Annotated in this window: 17 protein-coding genes and 1 rRNA gene; 11 read left to right on the top strand and 7 right to left on the bottom strand. The window is 44.6% G+C overall.

The features are described from left to right. Positions 1-97 (top strand): 5S ribosomal RNA (gene rrf / locus Xinn_RS13115); the annotation flags it as partial. A gap of 74 nt (positions 98-171) precedes the next feature. Here rrf and Xinn_RS13120 read toward each other — a convergent pair. Further along, positions 172-834: a GntR family transcriptional regulator gene (locus Xinn_RS13120; RefSeq protein WP_086954569.1), complete on the bottom strand. Its 663-nt coding sequence runs from the start codon at positions 832-834 to the stop codon at positions 172-174. A gap of 277 nt (positions 835-1,111) precedes the next feature. Here Xinn_RS13120 and Xinn_RS13125 point away from each other — a divergent pair, with 277 nt between their 5' ends. From Xinn_RS13125 to Xinn_RS13140, 4 genes are all read left to right on the top strand, one after another. After that, positions 1,112-1,879, top strand: a complete 768-nt coding sequence (locus Xinn_RS13125; RefSeq protein ID WP_086954568.1) for a LamB/YcsF family protein — start codon at positions 1,112-1,114, stop codon at positions 1,877-1,879. Between the two features lie 31 nt (positions 1,880-1,910). Continuing rightward, positions 1,911-3,509: a 5-oxoprolinase subunit B/C family protein gene (locus Xinn_RS13130; RefSeq protein WP_086954567.1), complete on the top strand. Its 1,599-nt coding sequence runs from the start codon at positions 1,911-1,913 to the stop codon at positions 3,507-3,509. Continuing rightward, complete coding sequence (locus Xinn_RS13135) at positions 3,506-5,269, top strand: ATP-binding protein (protein ID WP_086954566.1); 1,764 nt, start codon at positions 3,506-3,508, stop codon at positions 5,267-5,269. The genes Xinn_RS13130 and Xinn_RS13135 overlap by 4 nt, the downstream gene beginning before the upstream one ends. Positions 5,270-5,437: 168 nt before the next feature. Next, a complete protein-coding gene (locus Xinn_RS13140) occupies positions 5,438-7,498 on the top strand; it encodes a TonB-dependent receptor domain-containing protein (RefSeq protein WP_086954565.1) in 2,061 nt (686 codons plus the stop codon). 97 nt (positions 7,499-7,595) lie between these two features. On the opposite strand, the gene frdD is transcribed toward Xinn_RS13140, so the two are convergent. From frdD to frdA, 4 genes are read right to left on the bottom strand one after another with little or no spacing between them, the layout of a single operon-like run. Next, entirely contained in the window at positions 7,596-7,952 is a 357-nt protein-coding gene (frdD, locus tag Xinn_RS13145) for a fumarate reductase subunit FrdD (protein WP_169923579.1), read from the bottom strand. 13 nt (positions 7,953-7,965) lie between these two features. Beyond that, positions 7,966-8,358, bottom strand: a complete 393-nt coding sequence (gene frdC, locus Xinn_RS13150; protein WP_086954563.1) for a fumarate reductase subunit FrdC — start codon at positions 8,356-8,358, stop codon at positions 7,966-7,968. Positions 8,359-8,372: 14 nt separating this feature from the next. After that, complete coding sequence (locus tag Xinn_RS13155) at positions 8,373-9,107, bottom strand: succinate dehydrogenase/fumarate reductase iron-sulfur subunit (protein WP_086954562.1); 735 nt, start codon at positions 9,105-9,107, stop codon at positions 8,373-8,375. Further along, on the bottom strand, positions 9,100-10,896 hold the full coding sequence (gene frdA / locus Xinn_RS13160; protein ID WP_099137666.1) for a fumarate reductase (quinol) flavoprotein subunit: 1,797 nt from the start codon (positions 10,894-10,896) through the stop codon (positions 9,100-9,102). Before frdA ends, Xinn_RS13155 begins: the two co-directional genes overlap by 8 nt. Positions 10,897-11,756: 860 nt before the next feature. Between frdA and epmA the strand changes: the two genes are divergently transcribed. Next, positions 11,757-12,734, top strand: coding sequence for an elongation factor P--(R)-beta-lysine ligase (gene epmA / locus Xinn_RS13165; protein ID WP_086954561.1), 978 nt, complete (start codon positions 11,757-11,759; stop codon positions 12,732-12,734). 109 nt (positions 12,735-12,843) lie between these two features. Here the strand turns inward: epmA and glpQ are convergent, their stop codons facing one another. Next, on the bottom strand, positions 12,844-13,920 hold the full coding sequence (glpQ, locus tag Xinn_RS13170) for a glycerophosphodiester phosphodiesterase (protein WP_086954560.1): 1,077 nt from the start codon (positions 13,918-13,920) through the stop codon (positions 12,844-12,846). 176 nt (positions 13,921-14,096) lie between these two features. Further along, positions 14,097-15,452: a glycerol-3-phosphate transporter gene (glpT, locus tag Xinn_RS13175; RefSeq protein WP_086954559.1), complete on the bottom strand. Its 1,356-nt coding sequence runs from the start codon at positions 15,450-15,452 to the stop codon at positions 14,097-14,099. A 933-nt stretch (positions 15,453-16,385) separates the two neighbouring features. Between glpT and Xinn_RS13180 the strand changes: the two genes are divergently transcribed. The 5 genes from Xinn_RS13180 to glpC all read left to right on the top strand — a co-directional run bounded on the left by Xinn_RS13180 (position 16,386) and on the right by glpC (position 24,195). After that, entirely contained in the window at positions 16,386-19,550 is a 3,165-nt protein-coding gene (locus Xinn_RS13180; protein ID WP_086954558.1) for an amino acid adenylation domain-containing protein, read from the top strand. Then, complete coding sequence (locus Xinn_RS13185) at positions 19,538-19,738, top strand: MbtH family NRPS accessory protein (protein ID WP_086954557.1); 201 nt, start codon at positions 19,538-19,540, stop codon at positions 19,736-19,738. Before Xinn_RS13180 ends, Xinn_RS13185 begins: the two co-directional genes overlap by 13 nt. A 290-nt stretch (positions 19,739-20,028) precedes the next feature. Next, complete coding sequence (gene glpA, locus Xinn_RS13190; RefSeq protein ID WP_186435700.1) at positions 20,029-21,717, top strand: anaerobic glycerol-3-phosphate dehydrogenase subunit A; 1,689 nt, start codon at positions 20,029-20,031, stop codon at positions 21,715-21,717. Continuing rightward, the gene (glpB, locus tag Xinn_RS13195; protein WP_086954555.1) at positions 21,707-22,999 is read left to right on the top strand and encodes a glycerol-3-phosphate dehydrogenase subunit GlpB; all 1,293 of its coding nucleotides are present in this window, start codon (positions 21,707-21,709) and stop codon (positions 22,997-22,999) included. The genes glpA and glpB overlap by 11 nt, the downstream gene beginning before the upstream one ends. Beyond that, on the top strand, positions 22,999-24,195 hold the full coding sequence (glpC, locus tag Xinn_RS13200; protein ID WP_086954554.1) for an anaerobic glycerol-3-phosphate dehydrogenase subunit GlpC: 1,197 nt from the start codon (positions 22,999-23,001) through the stop codon (positions 24,193-24,195). Before glpB ends, glpC begins: the two co-directional genes overlap by 1 nt. The last annotated feature ends 112 nt before the right edge of the window (positions 24,196-24,307 follow it).

The following is a 24,307-nucleotide window of genomic DNA, read 5'->3' on the forward strand; positions in this document are numbered from 1 at the left end:
TGGTCCCACCTGACCCCATGCCGAACTCAGCAGTGAAACGCCGTAGCGCCGATGGTAGTGTGGGGTCTCCCCATGTGAGAGTAGGACACTGCCAGACATCAATTAGCCAGAGAAGCCATCCCTAACCGGATGGCTTTTTTGCGTTTGGTGTTTTTATTTATTGGGTATTATTTATATGGGAATAAGCATACGGGAATAAGCAGCTAATACAGTGCGTTCCGACAGGTTCAGATAATCTTCCATTTTCTGTGCTGCTAATTCTGTGTGACCTGAATTTAATAGTTCCAGAATATGTTTATTCTTATCGACATAGGGTGCATATAACAGTTCTGGATCATTTAAAAGCCCAAATGCTAAACGAAGTTCTGCTGAAATATTCCGGTAGAAAGTCATTAACCTTTCACTATCGGTCAACTCTACAATCGCGGCGTGAAAGCGCATATTGGCCGTGCCTACACTGCCCCAATCCTTCTTATCTCTGTATTGAATGGCACTTATTACAGCTTCCTGCATTTTATCTACACTAGGATGTATGGGATATGCCTGCGCAATAGCCTGACATTCAATCAATCTACGTACCCGATAGATATCAATAATGGATGCGATATCTGGTATTGCTACAAATACCCCCCGATTGGGCTGATGTTTTAATAAACCCTCTTGCGTAAGAGTACGGAATACTTCTCGTAAAGTATTGCGGGAAATTTCAAGTTGTTCACTGAGAGCTGCTTCTGATAAACGTTGCCCGGGTAATAACTCTCCGGTTACAAGCTTATTCCTTATCACTTCTGCAATTTTCTTACTCAAAATTTGGGGAGAGCTCTCTATTTTCATAGTCATCCATTGGGCTATTGCTGAGAAACGTGTCTTCTGTGTTCAAAACTTAATCTTCACATATTCCCTGATAACCAGCAAGTCACGGTTATTTTGCTGATTATTTTGGCAATTCTGAGATGAAACGGGTCTTTATTTTGAGCTGATAATTCACCTCTTAGTTTGAAGAGAGTGATCGCTGTTGTATATTTGCACAATAATCAGCAATTTTAGTTGATTATTTACTCGCCAGAAATTATCTATTGTTCAACAATATTATGTTAATGGTTTAACAACTATGGTAAGAACAATCGATTTAAACAGCGATCTTGGAGAGAGTTTTGGTCAGTGGAAGATGGGTAATGATGAAGCAATATTGGCTGTTGTCAGTAGTGCTAATGTAGCCTGTGGTTTTCACGCAGGCGATCCGGCAGGGATCTTACACACACTAAAATTAGCTAAGAAAAACCAGGTTGCTATTGGTGCTCATGTCTCTTATCCGGATCTGGTTGGTTTTGGACGCCGCAATATGGATCTTGCCAGTCACGAACTTACAGCGGATGTGATTTATCAGATAGGTGCCCTGCAAGGACTTGCTGCCTCTGTAGGAATGGCAGTTAGCTACGTAAAACCACACGGGGCACTTTATAACACAATAGCCAATGATCAACGTCAGGCACTTGCCGTTATTGACGGGATTCTGGCCGTAGATCCCGGTCTTGCTCTGGTGGGATTAGCGGGTTCAAATATTCTGCGGTTGGCGCAAGAAAAAGGTTTGAAAACCATAGCGGAGGCATTTGCGGATCGTGCTTATACAGCAAAAGGGGAGTTAGTTTCCCGCCGTGAAACCGGGGCGGTATTGCATGATGCGACTTTTGTTGCGCAGCGTATGTTGCAGCTAGTGACAGAAGGGGGTGTGGAATCGATAGAGGGTAAATTTACCCCCATTCAGGCGGACTCCATTTGTGTACATGGCGATAGCTCAGGTGCGTTAGAAATGGCTAAACAGGTGAAATCTATTTTGCAGCAGGCAGGAATAACTATCCGCTCATTTATCCATTTCTAATCTGAATGGTCGATATTGTCAGGAGATAACTGTGCGTTTTTTACCTGTTAATTTTCACACCATATTGGTTGAGCTTAGTGACTTGCCTGAAACTTTGGCGTTATTTGATTCCCTGAATGCTGAATCCATCTCAGGTATTGAAGAGATCATCCCGGCAGCGAGAACTGTGATGATTCATTTTCACCCTATGAAAATTTCAGTCCAACAGTTGGTGACAGAAATTCAGCGGCGTGATCTGCAAAAATCTTCGCATGTGCAGGGGAAGCAGGTTGAAATTCCCGTGCACTATAATGGAGAGGATTTGGAAGAAGTTGCGGATATACTCGGGCTTTCGGTGCAGGATGTTATCCAACAACATTCTGAGAGTGAATATATCGTTGCATTTACTGGGTTTGCTCCCGGGTTTGCCTACATGGTATCTGAAACCCTGTCGTGGAATATCCCTCGCCGCAAAACTCCCAGAACCCGTATTCCGGCAGGGGCCGTTGCTTTGGCGGGAGAATTTAGTGGTATTTACCCGCAAACAAGCCCCGGAGGCTGGCAGCTCATTGGTATGACATCAGAGCGAATGTGGGATCTATCCAGAGCCGAGCCTGCGTTATTGCAGCCGGGTCATCGCATCCGCTTCCGTAATATAAAAAATTCCACAGTGACCGTCAGTTTACCTGCAATATCGCCTATTAATACGCTTTTTCAGGCTGAGAACATCCGTTCTTTAGAAATCCAGTCTGTAGGATTACAAACACTGTTTCAGGATTTGGGGCGATTGGGGAAATCAAGGCTGGGAATATCTGCATCAGGTGCGATGGATAAAAGCGCGCTACGCAGTGCAAATCGGATTGTTGGTAATGCTTCAGATCAGGCCTGTCTGGAAATAGCGCAGGGGGGATTTAAAGCTATTGCCCGTGGGAACATGGTTATCGCAGTAACAGGCGCTTTATGCCCGATTCAAATTACTTCGTTACAGGGTAAACGGCTCCCCATAAAAACGTATCAACCTGTTGATTTAAATGATGGCGATGAAATTACATTGGGCGTACCACATAAAGGAATGCATTCTTATTTGGCTGTCAGAGGTGGTTTTATTGTTCCCGAGGTGTTATCCAGCCATTCCTTTGACACATTATCGAATATTGGTCCTGCGCCGCTAAAGTACGGTGATAGATTGGCGATTGGTGAAACTTCGCACTGTTCCGCTGTATCTGTTGCAGAAACACCTGCATTTGTGATGCCAGATAAAGACGATATTGTGGTACTGGATATATTCCTCGGCCCCAGAACTGACTGGTTTACTCAGGAATCAATTGAATTATTACGTAATCAAATCTGGCAGGTTACTCCATATTCGAACCGGATTGGTTTGAGGTTAAAGGGGGATAGCCCATTAGCACGCATTAGTTATGACGAGTTGCCGAGCGAAGGAACCTGTTCTGGGGCGATACAGATCCCTGCCAGCGGGCAACCTGTACTGTTTTTGGCGGATCATCCTGTGACAGGCGGATATCCGGTTATTGCTTCCGTGGCTGATTATCACCTTGATCTCGCTGGTCAGATCCCAATCAACGCGAAGATTCGATTTAATCCTATCAACCAGTTTCATGACCTTCAGGGGAGCGAAGAGCTGCAATGAACAATATTAATAAAACCACAAAAAAAGTATTAATCGCTAATCGTGGGGAGATTGCTGTTCGTATTATTCGTGCCTGTCGTGATTATGGTCTACAGACAATAGCTGTTTATGCTGATACAGACATCAATGCACTGCATGTGCAACTGGCGGATGAAGCTTATGCATTAGCAGGCAATAGTCCGGCAGAAACCTATCTCAATATTCCACGTTTGTTGGAGATTGCGAAACAGGCACAGGCCACGATGGTACATCCCGGGTATGGTTTTTTATCTGAGAGGGCTGAATTTGCCCGTGTGGTGATTGAAGCTGGTTTGATATGGATTGGTCCGGCTCCCGAAACGATTGATGAATTGGGGAATAAAGTTAAAGCCCGTCAGATTGCTCAGAAAGTTGGTGCGCCGTTAGTTATGGGAACGGCAGAGCCGGTTAAAGATGTGCAGGAAGTTATCACCTTTGCTGAAAAGCATGGTTTACCGATAGCGATTAAAGCTGCCTTTGGTGGTGGAGGCCGTGGGTTAAAAGTCGCATGGCGACGTGATGAAGTTGAGGAGCTGTATTACTCTGCGGTACGTGAGGCGATAGCTGCATTTGGTCGTGGTGAATGTTTTATTGAGCAGTTTCTGGATAAGCCCCGTCATATTGAAGCACAGATAATTGCAGATAAACACGGCAATGTAGTTGTAGTTGGGACTCGTGACTGTTCGTTGCAGCGGCGGAATCAGAAACTGGTAGAAGAGGCTCCGGCACCTTTTTTAACTCAACAACAACGGGAGCGTATTCATCAGTCAGCGAAAGCGATTTGTGTGGAGGCTGATTATGTCGGAGCGGGAACAGTGGAGTTTTTGCTGAGTGCTGACGGAACGCTCTCTTTTCTGGAAGTGAATACCCGCCTACAGGTTGAGCATCCGGTGACAGAAGAAACAACCGGAATTGATTTAGTCATTGAGCAATTGAGAATTGCAGAAGGCTATCCATTAAGTATTCGGGAAACCCCGCCTTCTCGTGGGCATTCATTTGAGTTTCGCATCAATGCGGAAGATGCCGGTAAAGGCTTTTTGCCTGCGTCTGGTACTCTCACTGAGTTTTCTCCACCTTCAGGCCCCGGAATTCGCTTGGATTCAGGTGTAATTAATAGTTCTGTTATTCCTGCATTCTTTGATTCATTGATGGCAAAACTGATTGTCACAGGGGCAACCCGTGAACAGGCGCTTGCTCGTGCACGTCGGGCATTACAGGAATTCAAAATCAATGGAGTGGCATCGGTTTTACCTTTCCATCGCGCAGTGATTGAACACCCTGACTTTGCCTCAGAGGATACTTTCAACGTTCATACCCGTTGGATTGAGACAGATTTTGCCAATAAACTGGAAATATTACCCCGTCAGGATCTGACTGAAAATAAAGATATTATTCGTACATTTATTGAAATTGACGGGCGTCGGCATGAAATGGGGCTGCCATCGGATTTACTGGCTGGATTAGCGCATGTAGCACCTGTTGATGAGTCGCAATTTTCGCAATCGGTCGCAGAGCAAAAAATACAGGAAGATCCTCATCAGGTTCTCGCACCGATTTCTGGTGTTCTGCATTCGTGGCTGGCTCAGGATGGAGAGCAAGTTAATGAAGGAGAGGTGATCGCCATAATGGAAGCGATGAAAATGGAAGTTCAAATCTGCGCACATCGTTCGGGAAAAATCACACACTGTGCCCGAACAGGAGAGTATCAGGATGCAGAAAGCATACTGGCAAATATAGAGTGATAGAGTGTTCTAAAAAATCAGCGGGGTATAAATTGAGTATAAATTTATACTCTTTTTCGTTCCTAAACCGGATAGTCCAGAGAAAATATAGTTTCTTGTGATTATTTACATTTTGGATAGAAATATAAATAATAATGATTCTTAATAATATTTTTTCTTAAAAAGTAAATGTTTAAAATAACTAAAATTTACGCAAGTCTGGCAAAAGCGGGCCTGCGTGCTCCATTGATGTCAGCATCAATGCTGACTGTAGCTATCTCGACTAACGCACTAGCAAACACCACAGAATCCACTAAAAAATCAACCACAGCCGGCGATACACTTGTTGTTATTGCAAGCAACAATGCAGAACAGGACAGTGGGAAAGTCGGTCGTAACGAAATCAAAGTCAAACAGGCACAAAGTATCGGTGAGATCTTAAAGAATGTACCGGGCGTACAGGCGGGTCATCCGAGCGCTTTAGGGCAACGTTTTAAAATCCGTGGCATGGATGATCAATTTATCAACGTAACCGTTGATGGTGCAAGACAAGAGGGATATCACTTCCATCATTCAGGCAGCTATGGCATCGATCCTGAAATGCTGAAGCAAATTGATATTAGTGTCGGCACGAACAGTATCACCTATGATACCGGTGCTCTTGGTGGTGCATTAAAATTTGAAACCGTTGATGCGGGTGATTTATTAGAGCCGGGCCAGTTATTTGGCGCAAAAGGAAAGTTAAGTTATGTCAGCAATGGCTCTGAGTTCCAACAATCTCTAGCAACTTATGGAAGATTGGGTGCGGTTGATTTATTAGGCTACTTTAACCATCGTAATATCAAGGATGCTCAATCAGGTAGGGATAACCTCGGCAGAGACTCAATTCCTACTGATGGGAAACTGATTAATTACTTATTGAAAGCCAAATTCAATCTGACTGATGAACAGTATATTAATGTATCAAAAGAACATTATAAGAATAATACAGATTCTAACTTCAGATTGAACTTTGGTCATGATGTGAATGAAGGGAAAAAAGGCAAATACTCTTTAGAACGTGATGCCTACAATATTGCTTATAGATATACACCTATCGATAATGACTTTATTGATTTGAAAATCTCTGCTTATCATACAGAGCAACTTTTTAACCACATGAGAGAAGTGGGCGGGCCTGATAGTGGGTTTGACACCATCGTTAAAACTCAGGGTATCAGAGCGCGTAATGTCTCTAATTTTGAAACACTGAGCTTATCCCATGATTTAACTTATGGGTATGAGTATTTTGATACCAGAACGGCATATACCGAAGCTGCAAAAAATATCTCTAAAAAAACGATAGAAGCAGGAAAATCCTCATCGGTTTATCTGGAAGATGATATCCAACTTGCTGATTTTCATTTCATCCCGGGTATCAGGTGGGATCACTACAAATACAATACCATTGATAAAAAGAGTGAGCCTTTTGAGCGAACTTATGCCCGTATTTCGAAAGCACTTAGTCTGAAATACGAACTGGGTGTTTCAACGACGTTATTTGCTAATTATACCGAACTCTTCAAAGGCCCATTGGGTAAAGAGATTGGCATGGGAGCAAGTAACCACAACGCAAATTTAAAAGCGACAACAGGTTATAACGTCGAAACCGGTGTGGCAGGAACATACCCTGCTGTTTTTGCCGAAAATGACTCATTCACCGTAATTGGTAAAGTATTCCAGACTAATTTCAAAAATTTGGCTACCACTGTCGTTACGGGACAACTGAACAATATCCCGAAATCCCGATTGGAAGGGTTTGAATTATCGACCAAATATAAACTGGATAACTGGTCTTTAAAAGCGACTTACGCCAAAGCTGATAACAAAATTATTCAGGGTAGTGAGTTATTTGACAAACGATTAGAATTCACACCAACCGTGGGGGATTCTTTTACTGTTGGCGGCAGTTACCTGTTCGATAAAACTGATATTGAACTGGGTTGGAATTCGCGATTTTCTCGTTCAACAAAAGCGAACGGAACAAGTAAAGGTAAGGTTGTTACTATCAATAAACCGGGCTTTGGCGTGAGCGATATGTATATTTCCTGGGCACCTAAATCAGGCGCACTGAAAAATACCGAAATCCAGTTGGGTATCGATAATATCTTTAATAAGCGTTACAACGAACAGTCCTATTATCTGAATATTTATAAAGGCCAAGAAGAGAAAGGCCGCGCGTATAAAGCGACTCTTTCTTATAAGTTCTAAGAAAATACAGATAAAAAATTCGTTTATTCTAAACAGAAAGTCTGCGTTTCAAGCGCAGACTTTTCTCTTCAGCTTTCTGTCAGCTCACTACCGTCAGCTACAGCGTAAAAATACCAATCAGAGCAACAATACTCAAAATTGCGGCTGCGCCATAAAATACCCATTTACCGGCAGGAACATGAATCTTGAGATCGTGCATAGCATGATGAATACGGTGTAAGCCGCACCAGAGAGGCAGACTTATCATCAGCAATAAAAAGAAACGGCCTATAAAGCTCTGGCAGAAAGTCAGAATGCGTTCATAAGATAGTGCTTCCGGTGCCAGCCCTAATGGCAGCAGAATGCCCAATAGCAGGATAATCACCGGCCCGACAATGGCACTCCACATACCGCCAGCGCCAAACAACCCCCAGAAAATAGGTTCATCGGAACGTTTTGGTGTTTGATTCATCAGATCCTCCTTGGGGTCAGAGCAGAGCTATGCCAAGAATGACGGCAGTCGCAAGAATAGTGAAAGTCCACAACAGCTTGATAATGGGACCCGGAGCCATTTTTTCATTTTTGACAATGATATTGAGTGCCTTGGGTGCCAGTTCAAACCAGGTTTTGGTATGTAATAGTGCTGCCAGCAAGGTGATAACGTTAATCAGCAACACCAGCGGGTTTTGCAGAAAAGAGACAAACCCCGTCCAGCTTTCAGGGCCTGTTTTCAGAGCAAACAGACCATACAGCATCAGAATACTGAACCAGACTGTAGGGACAGACGTTCCTTCACGCAGCATATAGAAACGATAAAAGCCTAATTTTTGCCACCAACTCGGCTCCATGCCGCGGATATAAGGTTTACGTTTTGTTGTCATGATTTTCACCTCCCTTATTGTAGTTTCAGCATGGAGATAATGAAATCTTTTGCACTTTCAGCTTTGCTTTGCTGAATAGCACCAGCCGGATCGACATGTTTCGGGCAAACTTCAGAACAATAGCCGACAAAAGTACAGGACCAGACACCATTATCACTGTTGATTTGTGGCATACGTTCTTTTTTGCCGTGATCGCGGTTATCAAGGTTATAACGGTGTGCCAGCGTGACAGCGGCCGGGCCGATAAACTCAGGATTCAGGCCGAACTGAGGACAAGCCGCGTAGCACAGGCCACAATTGATACAACCGGAGAATTGATGATACTTCGCCATCTGTGCGGGTGTTTGCACATTCGGGCCATCTGAGGGTTTACGGTCATTGCCGATGATATAGGGCTTGATGGCTTCCAGACTTTCAATAAAGTGAGTCATGTCCACAACCAAATCCCGTTCAATCGGGAAATTTCCTAATGCTTCAACTTTCACTCCCTGCGGATAGTCGCGCAGGAAAGTTTTACAGGCCAGTTTTGGTACGCGGTTTACCATCATGCCGCAAGAGCCACAGATTGCCATCCGGCAGGACCAGCGATAAGACAGATCAGGTGCCAGATTATCCTTAATGTAGCCAAGCGCATCTAACAGAGAAGTCTGATCATCATAAGGGACTTCGTAGGTTGCGAAATAGGGCGCATCATCGATTTCCGGGTTATAGCGCATGACTTCCATTTTCAGGTTTTTCATCTCAGTCATTCGCCTGCTCCTTCTGTTTTTTCTCTTGTGCGGCGGCTTCACCACCGTAAACCCGTTTTGCTGGCTGGGATTTAGTGATTTTCACATCACTGTATTCCAGATGTGGCGCACCTTCCGGGTTGTAGAAAGCCAGTGTATGTTTCAGAAATTTCGCATCATCGCGTTCGGTACAGCCTTCATCAAGGCGTTGATGAGCGCCCCGCGATTCTTTGCGGTTCATGGCTGAATGAGCCATACATTCAGCAACATCCAGACCAAATCCCAGCTCGATGGTATAGAGAAGGTCAGTGTTGAATACACTGGATCGGTCACTGATTTGGATGTGTTTGAAACGTTCTTTCAGCTCCGCAATCTTATCAATCGTCTTCTGCATCAATTCAGGGGTGCGATAAATACCACAACCCTCCTCCATGGACGTTCCCAGCTCATCACGAATTTTTGACCAACTTTCTCCGCCCTGCTGGTTCAGCAATTTATTGAGTTTAGCCTCAATATCTTGAACCTGTGCAGACAGTGCATTTTCATTGGCTGGTGGCGCTTCCTGAGCACATCGGACCGCTTCTTCACCCGCCAGACGACCGAATACGACAAGCTCTGCCAGTGAGTTAGAACCAAGACGATTTGCGCCATGCAGACCGACGGAAGAGCATTCGCCAATAGCAAACAGCCCTTTGATACGGGTTTCACATTGTTGATTGGTTTCGATGCCACCCATGGTGTAATGCGCTGTCGGGCGAACAGGGATAGGTTCCTTGACCGGATCAACGCCAACGTAGGCTTTCGCCAGCTCACAGATAAACGGCAGACGTTCCAGTAATTTTTTCTCACCCAGATGGCGCAGATCCAGATGTACAACGTCACCACGCGGCGTTGCGATAGTCCGGCCTGCCTGCCATTCATGCCAGAATGCCTGTGAAACTTTATCACGTGGCCCCAGCTCCATATATTTATTTTCAGGATGACCAAGTGGAGTTTCAGGCCCTAAGCCATAATCCTGTAGATAACGATAGCCATCTTTATTCACCAGTATTCCGCCTTCACCCCGACAGCCTTCAGTCATAAGAATACCGGAACCCGGCAGGCCGGTCGGGTGGTATTGCACAAACTCCATATCGCGCAGTGGAACACCATGACGGAAAGCCATGCCCATACCATCACCGGTGACAATGCCGCCATTCGTGTTGTAACGATAGACACGACCGGCACCACCGGTAGCCATAATAACGGCATTGGCACGGATCTGAACTTTGTTGCCTTCCATCATATTCAGGGCGACCAAGCCACGTGCACGGCCTTCATCAACCAGAATATCGAGGACAAAATGTTCATCGAAACGTTGAATCTGCGGGTACTTGAGTGAGGTCTGAAACAGCGTATGCAGCATATGGAAGCCGGTTTTATCAGCGGCAAACCATGTGCGCTCAATTTTCATACCACCAAAACGGCGCACATTCACGGAGCCGTCTTCTTTACGGCTCCACGGGCAACCCCATTGCTCAAGCTGGATCATTTCGGTCGGACAATGTTTGACAAAATATTCAACCACATCCTGTTCGCACAGCCAATCACCACCAGATACTGTGTCATTGAAGTGAAAATCATAGGAATCATGAGACTGAGTGACTGCGGCTGACCCTCCTTCTGCGGCAACGGTATGGCTACGCATCGGGTACACTTTTGAAATCAGGGCAATCTTGAGTTGGGGGTTGGCTTCAGCCGCAGCAATGGCGGCCCGCAGACCTGCGCCACCGGCTCCGATAATTGCTAGATCAGCATTGAAGGTTTGCACTGTGCTTCTCCATTGTTTCAAGTGAAATGAATAAACTTCAGCCAGAAAGCCTAATGCGTTATCACTCGTCATTTTTGCCCTTGCTATTTGCAGAGGTCTTTTTCTTTATTCGACGGAGTGTTATAAGTAAATTTCTTGTACCTTAACGAGTTAGGAACACTGTCTGTTATTTTTTATCTTATATGATTATAACGGATAGTGATGAAAGTAAACTTGACATGGACGCTGATTTGGCAGAATTGATCTTACTATAAATTGATCTAAAACAAGTTTTTCGTTTATTTGGGTGTTTTTTACTATTTCCCTGATGAATTAATTATCTTTATTCATGTTGACATATATTTATGGTTAATAAAGCTGAGTTTTCATTGACGATGATTATAGATTGATGAATACAATCATATGAAAATAAAAATCAATATTAATTCATATAAATAATTCTATCAAAGTGATTGTGTTTAAATGTGAAACTTAAACACAGTTTTATATTTAAAATGGAAATTGGATTTATTTTTTGGATAAGTTGACGGAAGTAGTAGGAGTGTGCAGACTCTTTTTATTATCTATAGTGCAGGAAAGAATAATTACAATAAGATGCAGTAAGATATATCTTTATCTTGCAGGCATACTTATTTCAGATGAATATTGGCGTTAATTATTCAAGATACTGCTGAGAATATTATTACTGATATTACTAAATGACAAATTAGCAGTAATTCGGAATATTGTGTATCTATCTGTTTTTATTTTAGATAGCTGCTTTGTTGTTTGGGTTTCAATTTGATTGATGCTGAAAATTTGTCTGATGGCGCTGATATGAGTAAACTGCGCGTTTGGTTTTATTGTGGAGTCACTTGAACATGAACGAAGTCGCGGATTGGCAGCCAACTACCCCTATCGCCAACCTATTGAGAAGGGCGGAAATTCTGGCAGAGATACGGCGCTTTTTCGCAGATCGCGGGGTGTTGGAGGTTGAAACCCCAGCCATGAGTCAGGCGACTGTTACTGACGTCCATCTGGTTCCCTTTCAGACCCGGTTTGTCGGGCCGGGTGCAGCAGATGGCCTTCCTCTTTATCTGATGACCAGCCCCGAATATCATATGAAACGTTTGCTGGCCGCAGGGAGTGGCTCCATTTATCAGATGGGGAAAAGTTTCCGCAATGAAGAAGCGGGACGCCACCATAACCCTGAATTCACGATGTTGGAATGGTATCGCCCACACTATGATATGTACCGTCTGATGAATGAAGTGGATGACTTGTTGCAGCAAATTCTGGATTGCGAAAGTGCCGAATCGCTTTCTTATCAGCAGGCTTTCATCCGTTATCTGGATATTGACCCTCTGACGGCAAGTAAGGAAAAACTGCGCGAAGTGGCGGCAAAACTCGATCTTAGCAATATTGCTGATCGTGAAGAAGATAGGGATACCTTACTGCAACTGCTTTTTACCATGGGTGTTGAAACGCATATTGGTATTGAAAAGCCGACATTTATTTATCATTTTCCTGCATCTCAGGCAGCGTTGGCAGAAATCAGTAAAGAAGATCATCGTGTTGCCCAGCGTTTTGAGGTGTATTTCAAGGGGATGGAACTGGCGAATGGTTTTCGTGAGCTGACAGACAGTAATGAGCAGCGTCTGCGTTTCGTGCAGGATAACCGCAAACGTGAATCAATGGGTTTGCCGGTACAGCCGATTGATGAGTATCTGCTTGATGCTCTGGCTCATGGTATGCCGGAATGTGCTGGTGTGGCATTGGGGGTGGATCGCCTGATTATGCTGGCTCTGGGTGCGGAGCGAATCAGTGAGGTTATTGCATTCCCGGTAGGCATTTCCTGATATACCCTTCGTCTTTCAAGTCGCCGCAATGCATCTTGAAATCCATTGTGTATATAGCTGCCTGATTCCCCGCCGTTTGCTTACGGCGGGGGAATTAATGATTTGTCAGTTATTTATGCTCGTTATGTTTTTCTAAAAATTTCACCGCTAAATCAGGGAAATCGGTGAATGCGCCATCGACATTAGCTTTATCGAAGACGATATCAAACAACTGGTTTCCGCTGGTAGCATATTTTGGCAACTGGTCAATACGGATAGTATACGGATGTACCACCAGATGGCTGGCGTGAGCGTCTTTCACCATGCCTGTCAATTTAATGTTGTTTGGTGTGGAGTCAGTAGCGATCAACATGTGGTAATCAGGGCCGATACCATCAGCATATTTTGCGACTTCTTTCATTGCTCCCGGTTTAAACATCCAGTCATAGCTGTAGTTATGCCATGTTCCATCGGCTTTCTGTTCATAGGTTTCATTCCAGTCCGTGTAAGCAATAAGCTGAACCAGTTTCAGGTCCATACCCAGTTTCGGCTCCAGATCATTTTTAATACGTTTCAACTCATTGGCATCAAAACATTGCAGATAAACCTTATCGCTCTTTTTGGTGTAACCATACTGTTTCAGGACTTCCAGCACTTTTGCTGTGATGTCTTTACCTTCCTGACGATGGAACCACGGTGCTTTGATCTCAGGATAGATACCGACGTTCTTCCCGGTGGATTTGTTCATACCCTGAATAAATTCCAGCTCTTCCTGAAAGGTATGGATATGGAAATCTGATTTTCCCATTGGAAAACGGCCGGGATAGCTTTGTACTTTTTGGCCATCTTTGATATCAAAGCCTTCAGTAAATTTCAGTGATTTAATTTCTGGCAGGGTAAAATCAATCGCATAGTAACGACCATCGGCACGGGCACGGTCTGGGAAACGTTCGGCAACATCAGTCACGCGATCAAGATAGTGGTCATGTAACACGATAAGTTCATTATCTTTGGTCATAACCAGATCTTGTTCAAGATAGTCTGCGCCCTGAGCAAAAGCCATCGCTTTGGCCGGAAGAGTATGCTCGGGCAGGTAGCCGCTTGCTCCTCGGTGCGCGATAACAATTTTATCCGCTGCATGTGCAATACCTGACATCGATGAAGCTAACAGAAGGCCGGCCATAATTGTTTTAACGGGGGTGTGCATTGGGATTCTCCACTTGTGGTAATGAAGGTGTATCTCGGTAATTAAATGGTGTTTTATATGAATTTTGAATACTGAATATAAGGGGGAATGCAGTGTTACCGTATTATTGTCGCCACTGTTAAATGAAATAAAACAGTGGCGACTCTGGAAAAACTCTCTTTTAAAGAGCCTGTTGATTATTTGTTATGTGCCTGCGCTAGTTCCTGCTTATGTTTATTTTCATGCAGCATAACAAACAACAGCAGAATAACAGACAGAATGCTGCCGCCAACCATGACCATAAAGCCGCCATCCCAACCTGTGAAGTCAACGGTATAGCCAACAATAGCACTGGCAGCTACTGAGCCACCGAGGTAGCCAAACAGACCAGTAAAGCCAGCCGCAGTACCCGCTGCTTTTTTCGGTGCCAGCTCAAGCGCATGCAGGCCGATCAACATAACAGGGCCGTAAATCAGGAAGCCGATCACCAGCATACAGAACATATCAACAGTCGGATTACCAGCCGGGTTCATCCAGAAGATAATCGTAGCGATAGTAACGAGAGTCATAAAGAACACGCCTGTCGCACCACGGTTGCCTTTAAACACTTTGTCAGACATCCAGCCACACAGCAGCGTACCGGGGATACCTGCGTACTCATACAGGAAGTAAGCCCAGGACGATTTATCCAGAGCAAAGTGTTTAACTTCTCTCAGGTAAGTCGGTGACCAGTCAAGAATGCCGTAACGCAGTAAGTAAACGAAGACGTTGGCAATTGCAATCATCCACAATAGCTTGTTAGGTAAAACATACTGCATGAAAATTTCTTTTGCAGTCAGTTCCTTTTCATCTTTTTCTGTGTAATCAGGTGGGTAGTCGTTTTTATATTCTTCGATTGGTGGTAAACCACAGGATTGTGGTGTATCACGCATCAGGGCAAGTATGATCAGGGCAACCAGAATGGCTGCGAATGCCGGCATGTAAAGAGCTGCTTTCCAGTCATTGAACCACGCCATGCCGAGGAGGAACAGCAATGGTGGCAAGCCACCGCCAACGTTGTGCGCGCAGTTCCAGACAGAAACAATCCCGCCACGTTCTTTTTGTGACCACCAGTGAACCATGGTACGACCACAAGGAGGCCATCCCATTCCCTGAAACCAGCCACACAGGAACAGCAGGACAAACATGACTGCGATGCTTGAAGTCGCCCACGGTACAAAGCCCATAAATAGCATTACGGCGGCAGCAAGTATCAGGCCTGCCGATAGGAAAACCCGGGGATTAGAACGGTCGGAAACGGAACCCATGATGAATTTTGAGAAGCCGTATGCGATAGAGATCCCTGAAAGAGCAAAACCCAGATCACCTTTGGAAAAGCCTTGTTCTACCAGATATGGCATTGCCAGTGTGAAATTTTTCCTTACCAGATAGTAAGCCGCATAACCAAAGAAAATCCCCATAAAAATTTGCCAGCGCAAGCGACGATAGAGTGGATCTATTTCTTGCGCAGGCAGCCGGGCTTTGTGAGGCGCCGGTCTGAATATACTTAACATGTTTGTCTCCACATGACTTTAGTATGAACGAATCACCACTGCTTAGTAGTGACTAGCAGTAAACGAAAGTTTCAATTTATTTTTTTCTATATCGAAGGAAAGAATAGCTAAAACAGACCTATATATCTGTGAAGTATCGCTAACATATAGATATAATTTCGTAAAGACTATAATTTTGAGCGATTTACAACTTTTTTTAAATAAGTTTTATTTTTATTATCGTGATTTAGGTCACAATTAAGAATGTTTACTTGTTATTTTTGAGCGTATTCCATTCGTTTATTTTCCTTTTGGCATAAAGGACTATAAATATTGTGGAAATATGGTCAGCGTTTTAATAAAACGAATCTTATTTGTACAAATATAAGATTATCTAAACATATTGTGATAAGTGAAAAGGTGATATTTTTTGTCTGTGTTATTAACTTATATTGACTATCCTCTAAGATGTTTTTTTGTTTAATTATGCAGATTATTCTTATTTACATATTTTGCGTTTTTTGTAACGCAGTTATAAATAAAATGTTTGAGTTTTAACTCAGAAATAATAGATATTACTACAAATAGTTATTCATGCTTGTGAGACCGAGTTTTATAGAGCGCGGGTAACTGTTTTATAAAATAAAAACCAATAATATCAATGAAATGATGGAGTGCGTAAGGAGTAATGCACTCTATTTAATAATAAAAATCCTATTAATTATGGGTTGATTGTTTAATTAATAAAAAGTTGCACATAAATATTAAATAATAATTCTTTAAGTTTTAATAATTTTCTTGAGATTTACTTTTTTTATTCAGCGAAGGTCAAAAAAAGGCACTTGTAGTAGCCCGATGTGGACAATAGCTGAAGTTTATTGACTAACAGCAAAGTATCTCCATTCATCATAAAAAATGATGAGATGAAATGGGGAACAGAATGAGAAAATCATTATGAATACTTACACACACAAGGCAATATTACACACAGCATTTATTGGGCAACCCACCTCATTTACTAACTTCACTGATATTAGTAAAAATAATATCAGTTACATGGAGAAACCGCTTCAACCATGGTTTGATAATGTACCCTCCCGGTTAGCAAAACTGGCAAAAATCATACCGCATGATATTGCTGTTTCAGATCCGCACGGGATTCTGGAGTTTGGCGAATTACAGCAGCGTGTGATAAGCGCAGCGAATGTTCTACGTCGCTATGGTGTAACAATGGGAAGTCATGTGGCTGTTGCGGCCGAGAGAGGCATTCCATGGTTTATCACTATGCTGGCAGCCTGGCAGGTCGGGGCTGTCTATATCCCTCTCAATACTATGATGCCGGAAAAACGTCTGAACGATATTCTCGCCAGCTTGCCGGAGAGTATTCTGATATCTGATGATACGGTATCAGCAGGATTGAAAGCATCAATACATATTCCTATTGAACACCTTGCCTATGTAGTTGAAGAGATAACGGAAGACTTTGCTATTCCTGAATTAAGTGAACATCCGGCCTATATCATGTTTACCTCCGGCTCTACCGGATTACCTAAAGCTGTTCAGGTACAGCATGACAATCTGGCAGCCTGTTTGTGTTCAATTGGCAAATTATTAGCAGTTAATCAGTATGACCGTATGCTTGCACTGACGACTTTCTCTTTTGATATTTCAGTGTTGGAATTACTGCTGACGGTTGTTCATGGCGGCAGTATCTACATTACACCAATCGATACCCAACGTGATGCACTGGCGTTGTCCCAGATGTTATCTGATCCTCAGTTCACACTGGCTCAGGCAACACCGGTGACTTGGTCAATGGCACTGAACGCAGGCTGGAAGCCCCGTTCAGATATGAGCATGATTTGTGGCGGAGAAGCGCTGTCACAAGATTTGGCTGATCAATTGACTGAATCTGGTGGCACTTTATGGAATCTCTATGGCCCGACAGAAACCACTATCTGGTCAACCGCTTTCCGCATGAGAAAAGGGGATAAGGTACAACTGGGGGAGCCGATTCCCGGCACCAGTATCACAATTGTGGATAAGAATCTGCGTCCTGTATCTAAAGGAACAGTAGGTGAGATCCTGATTGGCGGGTTAGGTGTGACAGCCGGATATCGCAATAACCCGGTTGAAACGGCTAAACGCTATGTTCCTGATACCAACCAGAAGGGTAAAAGAGCTTATCTGACCGGTGATATGGCTCGTATGCTTGAAGATGGCTCTCTCATTTATATGGGAAGGCAGGATGATCAGGTCAAAGTGCGTGGTTATCGCATTGAATTGGGTGAAATAGAAATCGCGTTGAGAAAACAACACGGGATTCAGGATGCTATTATCCGTGTCGCGGGAAATGGTGATTTTGCGAAGATACAGGCATTCGTATTGTTTGACCCGAATATGGTTGTATCGGAGGAATGGGTAAGTAAGACTCAGGTAGTATTACGGGAATTTCTGCACGAAGCATGGATCCCTTCAGAATACTATCGTATTCCTTATATTCCGTTGACAAGCAGTGGCAAGCGGGACAGGAAACGTCTGGAAGAAGTGGCGGAGCGTCTGAATGCCAGCCATGATGCGGTGCAGCCGAAAACAGACACAGAAAAACGGGTTTATGCCATCTGGGGCGATCTGTTGTCTGTGGACACGTTTGGTATTACCGATGATTTCTTCCAGATTGGCGGGCACTCTATTCTGGTCGCCCGTATGGTGGAGCGGATTGAGAGAGCATTTTCGCTCAGGATACCTATTTCAGGTATTTATGTTGAACCCACTATTGCCCGAATCGCGGCTATTCTGGATGAGATGAGTGAAGTTCACAAAAATAATCCGATTCATTTTACGGCTGGGATTTATCGTAGTGAAGCCTTGATTCAGCAACATGCAGAAACATTGAGAAAAGATGTGTATCTGAAAGAGAGTATACGTCCTGATGGTTTACCGCATGCAAACTGGTATGAGCCTGATACTGTTCTGCTGACAGGAGCGACCGGATATCTTGGTCTGCATCTGCTGGAGCAGTTGTTGAAACAGACTTCCGCTCAGGTTATCTGCCTGTGCCGTGCTGCCGATAAAGCACACGCGCGTGAGAGGATCAGAACAGGTTTTGCTCATTATCAGATTGATGTGGGTAATGGCCTTGACCGTGTGGACTTTGTGATAGGAGATTTGGGGCAGCCCCGTTTTGGTTTGTTACCGGAAATCTGGGATAAACTCGCGCAGGATGTGGATGTAATTTATCACAATGGTGCGCTGGTTAACTTTATCTACCCTTATAGTTCACTGAAAAGCATCAATGTTGATGGCACCAGAACCGCGCTGGAATTTGCCAGTACTTCACGACTGAAACATTTCCATTATGTTTCTTCTGTGAACGCTTTGTTTGCCACTGAATCACCCCGGCCATTTATGGAAGATGATCGCGCTATGAGTGAAACAATACGTGATCCTTCCGGTTATTCAGGCAGCAAATGGGTATCAGAAGGGATTATCAATATTGCCCGTAAACGGGGCATGCCAGTGAGTATTTATCGTCCCGGCCTGATCCTCGGGCATACCCGCACCGGAGCGGCTCAGGGGAATGATTATCTTGTTGCTTCCCTGAAAGGTTATCTGGAAATGGGGGGCTATCCCGCTCATGCATTACTGCTTGATATTGTACCGGTTGATTATGTGGCGGCTTCACTGGTGCATATTTCCAGACAGCGTGAATCTGACGGGAAGTTCTTCAACCTGTTTAATCCGGTGCAGGTTTCTATCCGTCAATTTTTCGATTGGGTGCAGGAGTTTGGCTATATTCTTGATCCAATTCCCTTCAATGAAGGGAAAGAGCGAATTCTTGCTCTGGAAGACTCTCATCCGCTGTATCCATTGATTCCGCTGATTCGGGATATGACCGAGAAACCTTACCGCGCATTGGACCCTGATTATATCCATGAAATCCAGCCTGAGCTGGAACTGAAACAGACGTTGGCAGCACTGGAAGGGTCAGGTATTCAATGTCCGGTTATCACACCTGAATATGTCAGTCAGGTATTGAGTTATCTGATCAGTACCGGTTTTCTGCCTCAGGCATTACCAGCCAGTTACAGACAGGGGATGTTCTCATGGAACAGTTAACCGAAAATGAAGCTGCGTTGTGGGTTGTTGTCATCAACGGTAAAAAACAGTATTCAGTCTGGCCCGACGAATATCGGCTCCCGATTGGCTGGATGGCAACAGGAAAGAAAGGTTCTAAGGCTGAGTGTCTTGACCATATTGCGGGTATATGGCCGGAACCAACCCGAAAACAGACTGATATTCATTAAATAGGTTCATGATCTGATAATATTCTTCATAGTGGGCATAACTTTTGGGAGTTTATGCCCACTTATTCTTTCTGCCTGCCTTAGCTAATAAAAGCTGTTCATAAAAACCATTCAAAAAATAGTGATATTTCTCACGATATTGATTTTTTTATCGCTCAAAAGACGCGTTTTAGGTTCGTTTTTGTTCCTTATCAAACAATGCCTGCCAATTTTGGATATATTTTTATCATCAACCCGAATATTCACTGGCCGGATATTTGACTGGCATAGAAGTGAAAAAAGGAGCATCTCTGATGAATGGCTCTCCTGTAACAGAAACTGATGTCATTATTATTGGTGGAGGCGCGACAGGTGCCGGTATCGCAAGAGATTGTGCCCGCAGGCATTTACGCTGCATCTTATTGGAGCGGCATGATATTGCGACGGGGGCAACCGGACGCAATCATGGCCTGCTGCATAGTGGTGCACGTTATGCAGTCACAGATAGCGAATCGGCAAAAGAGTGTATAAAAGAAAACAGGGTTCTCAAATCTATTGCCCGGCATTGCATCGAAAAGACACATGGTTTGTTCATTACTCTGCCGGAAGATTCACTGGAGTATCAGCGAACTTTTATTGCTGCGTGTGAAAAGGCAGGAATTGATACTCAGGAGATTGATCCTGAAGAGGCTAAACGTTTTGAACCGGCGGTTAACCCGGATCTGATCGGTGCAGTGGTTGTGCCTGATGGAACGGTCGATCCTTTTCGGCTGACTGCTGCCAATATGCTGGATGCCAGAGAGCATGGCGCGCAAATACTGACTTATCACGAAGTCATGGGACTCATTCGGCAAGGGGATAAAATTACAGGCGTTTCTGTTTACGATCACCACACTAAGCGCCAGTATGACATTTATGCGCCGATAGTTGTGAATGCTGGTGGAATTTGGGGGCAGAAAATAGCGGAATATGCAGATCTCAAGGTTCGCATGCTTCCCGCGAAAGGATCACTGCTGATCTTAGGGCACCGCATCAACAATATGGTGATCAACCGCTGCCGTAAACCTGCTGATGCCGATATCCTTGTGCCCGGTGATACTATTTCGCTGATCGGCACGACTTCCTCCCGTATTGAGTACGATCAGATTGATAATATGTCTGTGACTAAGGAAGAGGTCGATATCTTAATCCGGGAGGGAGCGAAATTATCTCCCAGACTGGCGGAAACCCGTATATTACGCGCTTATGCGGGAGTCCGGCCTTTAGTAGCGAGTGATGATGACCCATCAGGCAGAAATATCAGTCGTGGTATTGTGTTGCTTGACCATGCCCAACGTGATGGTCTGGAGGGATTCATCACCATTACTGGTGGTAAGTTGATGACATATCGCCTGATGGCTGAGTGGGCAACCGATAAAATCTGCGAAAAACTCAATATTACCGCGCACTGCACGACGGCACAGGAGCCGCTGCCCGGCTCAGAGAATTCCACCGCACAGGCACGACAGGCCATGACTCACAGGAAAAACTCACATCTTAGCACTGCCACTCTTTCTGCTCCCATTCGTGGATCTGCCGTTTATCGTCATGGCGATCGTGCCAGTCAATTACTGAGTACCGAGCGGTCAGACAAAAGTCTGGTATGTGAATGCGAAGCCGTCACTGCGGGAGAAGTGCGTTATGCAACGGAATCTTTGGCGGTAACTAACCTGCTGGATTTACGCCGCCGCACCCGTGTTGGAATGGGAACCTGTCAGGGGGAGTTGTGTGCCTGTCGTGCCGCAGGATTACTGAATCGTCTCGGTGTGATAACAGAGCAGGAATCAGAACAGCAATTGAAGCATTTCCTGAATGAACGCTGGAAAGGCATTCGTCCTGTCGTTTGGGGTGATGCGTTACGGGAAAGCGAGTTCACCAGTTGGATGTATCAGGGATTATGCGGTTTAGATGACGACGACAGGGATAACCAGCCAGTAACGGAGGCTGACAATGAAATTTGATACTGTCATTATCGGAAGCGGGTTAGCGGGGCTGGCCAGTGGGATCCGGCTGGCAGAAGCAGGCAAATCCTGCGCAATAGTCAGTTCGGGGCAAAGCTCACTGTATTTCTCTTCAGGATCGATGGATTTTCTTACCCGCTTACCTGACGGACGTGAAGTCACTCATCCCTTAAGTGCCTTGTCTGAATTGTTCAGGCAGGCACCGAATCATCCTTACAGCCGGATAGGAGAAAAAAACGTAGTCTCACTGGTTTATCAGGCTGAAAAATTAATCAGAGAAAGCGGGCTGGTTATGACTGGTTCTGCTTCACAAAACCATTATCGTGTAACTCCCATTGGTCATCAGCGAATGACTTGGCTAAGCCCGGCACGAGTGCCTGTCCGCGAGCTGGAAAGGCCATTCTGGTGGGAAAATGTTGTTGTAATCGGTATTGCGGGATTTCTGGACTTCCATCCCGGCATCGTTGCCAGTGCATTACAAAGGCAGGGCGTGAAAGCCAGCGCACAGGAGATGCATTTACCTTTTCTCGACAAACTACGTGATAACGCCAGTGAATTCCGCTCCGTCAATATAGCTCATTTACTGGATCGGCCTGAAAACCTGCCACTGATTGCAGAAGAAATCAGCCGTCTGGCGCAAGGGCATGATGCTGTGTTCCTGCCTGCCTGTATTGGTCTGGAAACTGACAGCATTGTGGAAGCATTACAGATACTGGTTAAAAAGCCGATCTATTTGTTACCGACATTACCTCCTTCTCTGTTGGGGATGCGAATTTATCAGGCATTGCGAGAGCAGTTCCGCCATCTTGGTGGGGTGATGATGGTAGGGGATACAGTCAATGGCGTAGAAATGGCGGATAATCATATTACTGGCCTGTATACCCGCAATCATGGTGATATTCCATTACGGGCTTCTCACGTCATTCTGGCAACAGGCAGTTTCTTTAGCAATGGGCTGAAAACCACGCTTGATCGGGTTTATGAACCCTTACTTGATTTAGATCTGCTGGCATACTCCGCACGTGAACAATGGACACGGAAAAACGTTTTTGCTGCTCAGCCTTATTTGAAATTTGGTGTCACTACGGATGAATATTTACGACCGTTAAAATCAGGTCAGGTGGTGGAAAACCTGTATGCCGCCGGTGCTGTACTGGGAGGGTATGATCCATTGGCTGAGGGCTGTGGTTCCGGTGTTTCTTTATTGAGCGCTTTATTTGTTGCTGAACAGATTATCACCGGAAAGCGATCCACAAAACAGCGGATACCGGAGATTGCATAATGAACATAACGGATAACAGTTTTGAAAGCTGCATTAAGTGCACTGTCTGTACTACCAGTTGCCCGGTGGTTAAAGCTAATCCGGGCTATCCAGGGCCAAAACAGGCCGGGCCGGACGGAGAGCGCCTGCGTTTAAAAGACCCTGCTTTGTATGATGAGGCTCTGAAATACTGTACTAACTGCAAACGCTGTGAAGTTGCATGCCCGTCCGATGTAAAAATCGGCGATATTATCCTGCGAGCGAAAGCCGATTATCACTCACAGCGGCCTAAATTGCGGGATATTATCCTCAGTCATACCGATATGATGGGAACGCTGTCTACACCGCTTGCCCCCGTGGTCAATTCAGTTACCGGCCTGAAACCCGTGCGCCATTTACTGGATACAACGCTCAGGATTGATCACCGGCGTGAACTACCAAAATACGCTTTCGGTACATTCCGGCGCTGGTATCACAAACAGGCTGCCATCCAACAGCAGTTTACAGAACAGGTTGCCTATTTTCATGGCTGCTTTGTCAATTATAACCATCCGCAACTGGGCAAAGATCTATTAAAAGTTTTTAATGGAATGGGAGTTGGTGTTCAATTACTGAACAGGGAGAAGTGTTGTGGTGTGCCGTTGATTGCTAATGGCTTTATCAATCGGGCGAAACGTCAGGCAAAAGTTAATTTGCACTCATTAACAGAAAGTGTGATTGAACGGCAAATTCCCGTTGTGACAACTTCATCCAGTTGTACTTTTACCCTACGTGATGAATACCCGCATATTTTGGGCGTTGATACCCGCCCGATACGTGATCACATTGAACTGGCTACTCGTTATATTTATCGGTTGCTGGATCAGGGGCATACTCTGCCTTTGAAACAGATGCCACTGAAAGTGGCTTACCATACGCCGTGTCATATGGAAAAAATGGGTTGGGCAGCCTATTCGATTGAGCTGATTAAGCGTATTCCGGGGATTGAACTTATTATTCTGGATTCTCAGTGTTGTGGGATTGCCGGAACTTATGGTTTCAAAAAGGAAAATTATGAAGTGTCTCAGGAGATTGGGGCTAATCTATTCCGGCAAATTGAAGCAAGCGGTGCTGATCTGGTGATCACCGATTGTGAAACCTGCAAATGGCAGATTGAGATGTCTACCAGCAAAAAATGTGAACATCCGATTAGCCTGTTGGCGCGAGGGCTGGGCTGAATAACACTGTTTTCCAACTAATGAGGCAATCAGGCCGATTATTTGCCTCATTTAGCGCATAGAATGACCAATTGAATCGATATCATGAGGTGAATGGTCATACTGATGGCAT

The organism is Xenorhabdus innexi, assembly GCF_002632485.1.
Lineage (GTDB): Bacteria > Pseudomonadota > Gammaproteobacteria > Enterobacterales > Enterobacteriaceae > Xenorhabdus > Xenorhabdus innexi.

Excerpts from the sequence above, each read along its gene's own strand:
- Xinn_RS13120 (WP_086954569.1), bottom strand. The coding sequence starts at position 834 with ATGAAAATAGAGAGCTCTCCCCAAATTTTGAGTAAGAAAATTGCAGAA.
- Xinn_RS13125 (WP_086954568.1), top strand. The coding sequence starts at position 1,112 with ATGGTAAGAACAATCGATTTAAACAGCGATCTTGGAGAGAGTTTTGGT.
- Xinn_RS13135 (WP_086954566.1), top strand. The coding sequence starts at position 3,506 with ATGAACAATATTAATAAAACCACAAAAAAAGTATTAATCGCTAATCGT.
- Xinn_RS13140 (WP_086954565.1), top strand. The coding sequence starts at position 5,438 with ATGTTTAAAATAACTAAAATTTACGCAAGTCTGGCAAAAGCGGGCCTG.
- frdC (WP_086954563.1), bottom strand. The coding sequence starts at position 8,358 with ATGACAACAAAACGTAAACCTTATATCCGCGGCATGGAGCCGAGTTGG.
- Xinn_RS13155 (WP_086954562.1), bottom strand. The coding sequence starts at position 9,107 with ATGACTGAGATGAAAAACCTGAAAATGGAAGTCATGCGCTATAACCCG.
- epmA (WP_086954561.1), top strand. The coding sequence starts at position 11,757 with ATGAACGAAGTCGCGGATTGGCAGCCAACTACCCCTATCGCCAACCTA.
- glpQ (WP_086954560.1), bottom strand. The coding sequence starts at position 13,920 with ATGCACACCCCCGTTAAAACAATTATGGCCGGCCTTCTGTTAGCTTCA.
- glpT (WP_086954559.1), bottom strand. The coding sequence starts at position 15,452 with ATGTTAAGTATATTCAGACCGGCGCCTCACAAAGCCCGGCTGCCTGCG.
- Xinn_RS13180 (WP_086954558.1), top strand. The coding sequence starts at position 16,386 with ATGAATACTTACACACACAAGGCAATATTACACACAGCATTTATTGGG.
- Xinn_RS13185 (WP_086954557.1), top strand. The coding sequence starts at position 19,538 with ATGGAACAGTTAACCGAAAATGAAGCTGCGTTGTGGGTTGTTGTCATC.
- glpB (WP_086954555.1), top strand. The coding sequence starts at position 21,707 with ATGAAATTTGATACTGTCATTATCGGAAGCGGGTTAGCGGGGCTGGCC.
- glpC (WP_086954554.1), top strand. The coding sequence starts at position 22,999 with ATGAACATAACGGATAACAGTTTTGAAAGCTGCATTAAGTGCACTGTC.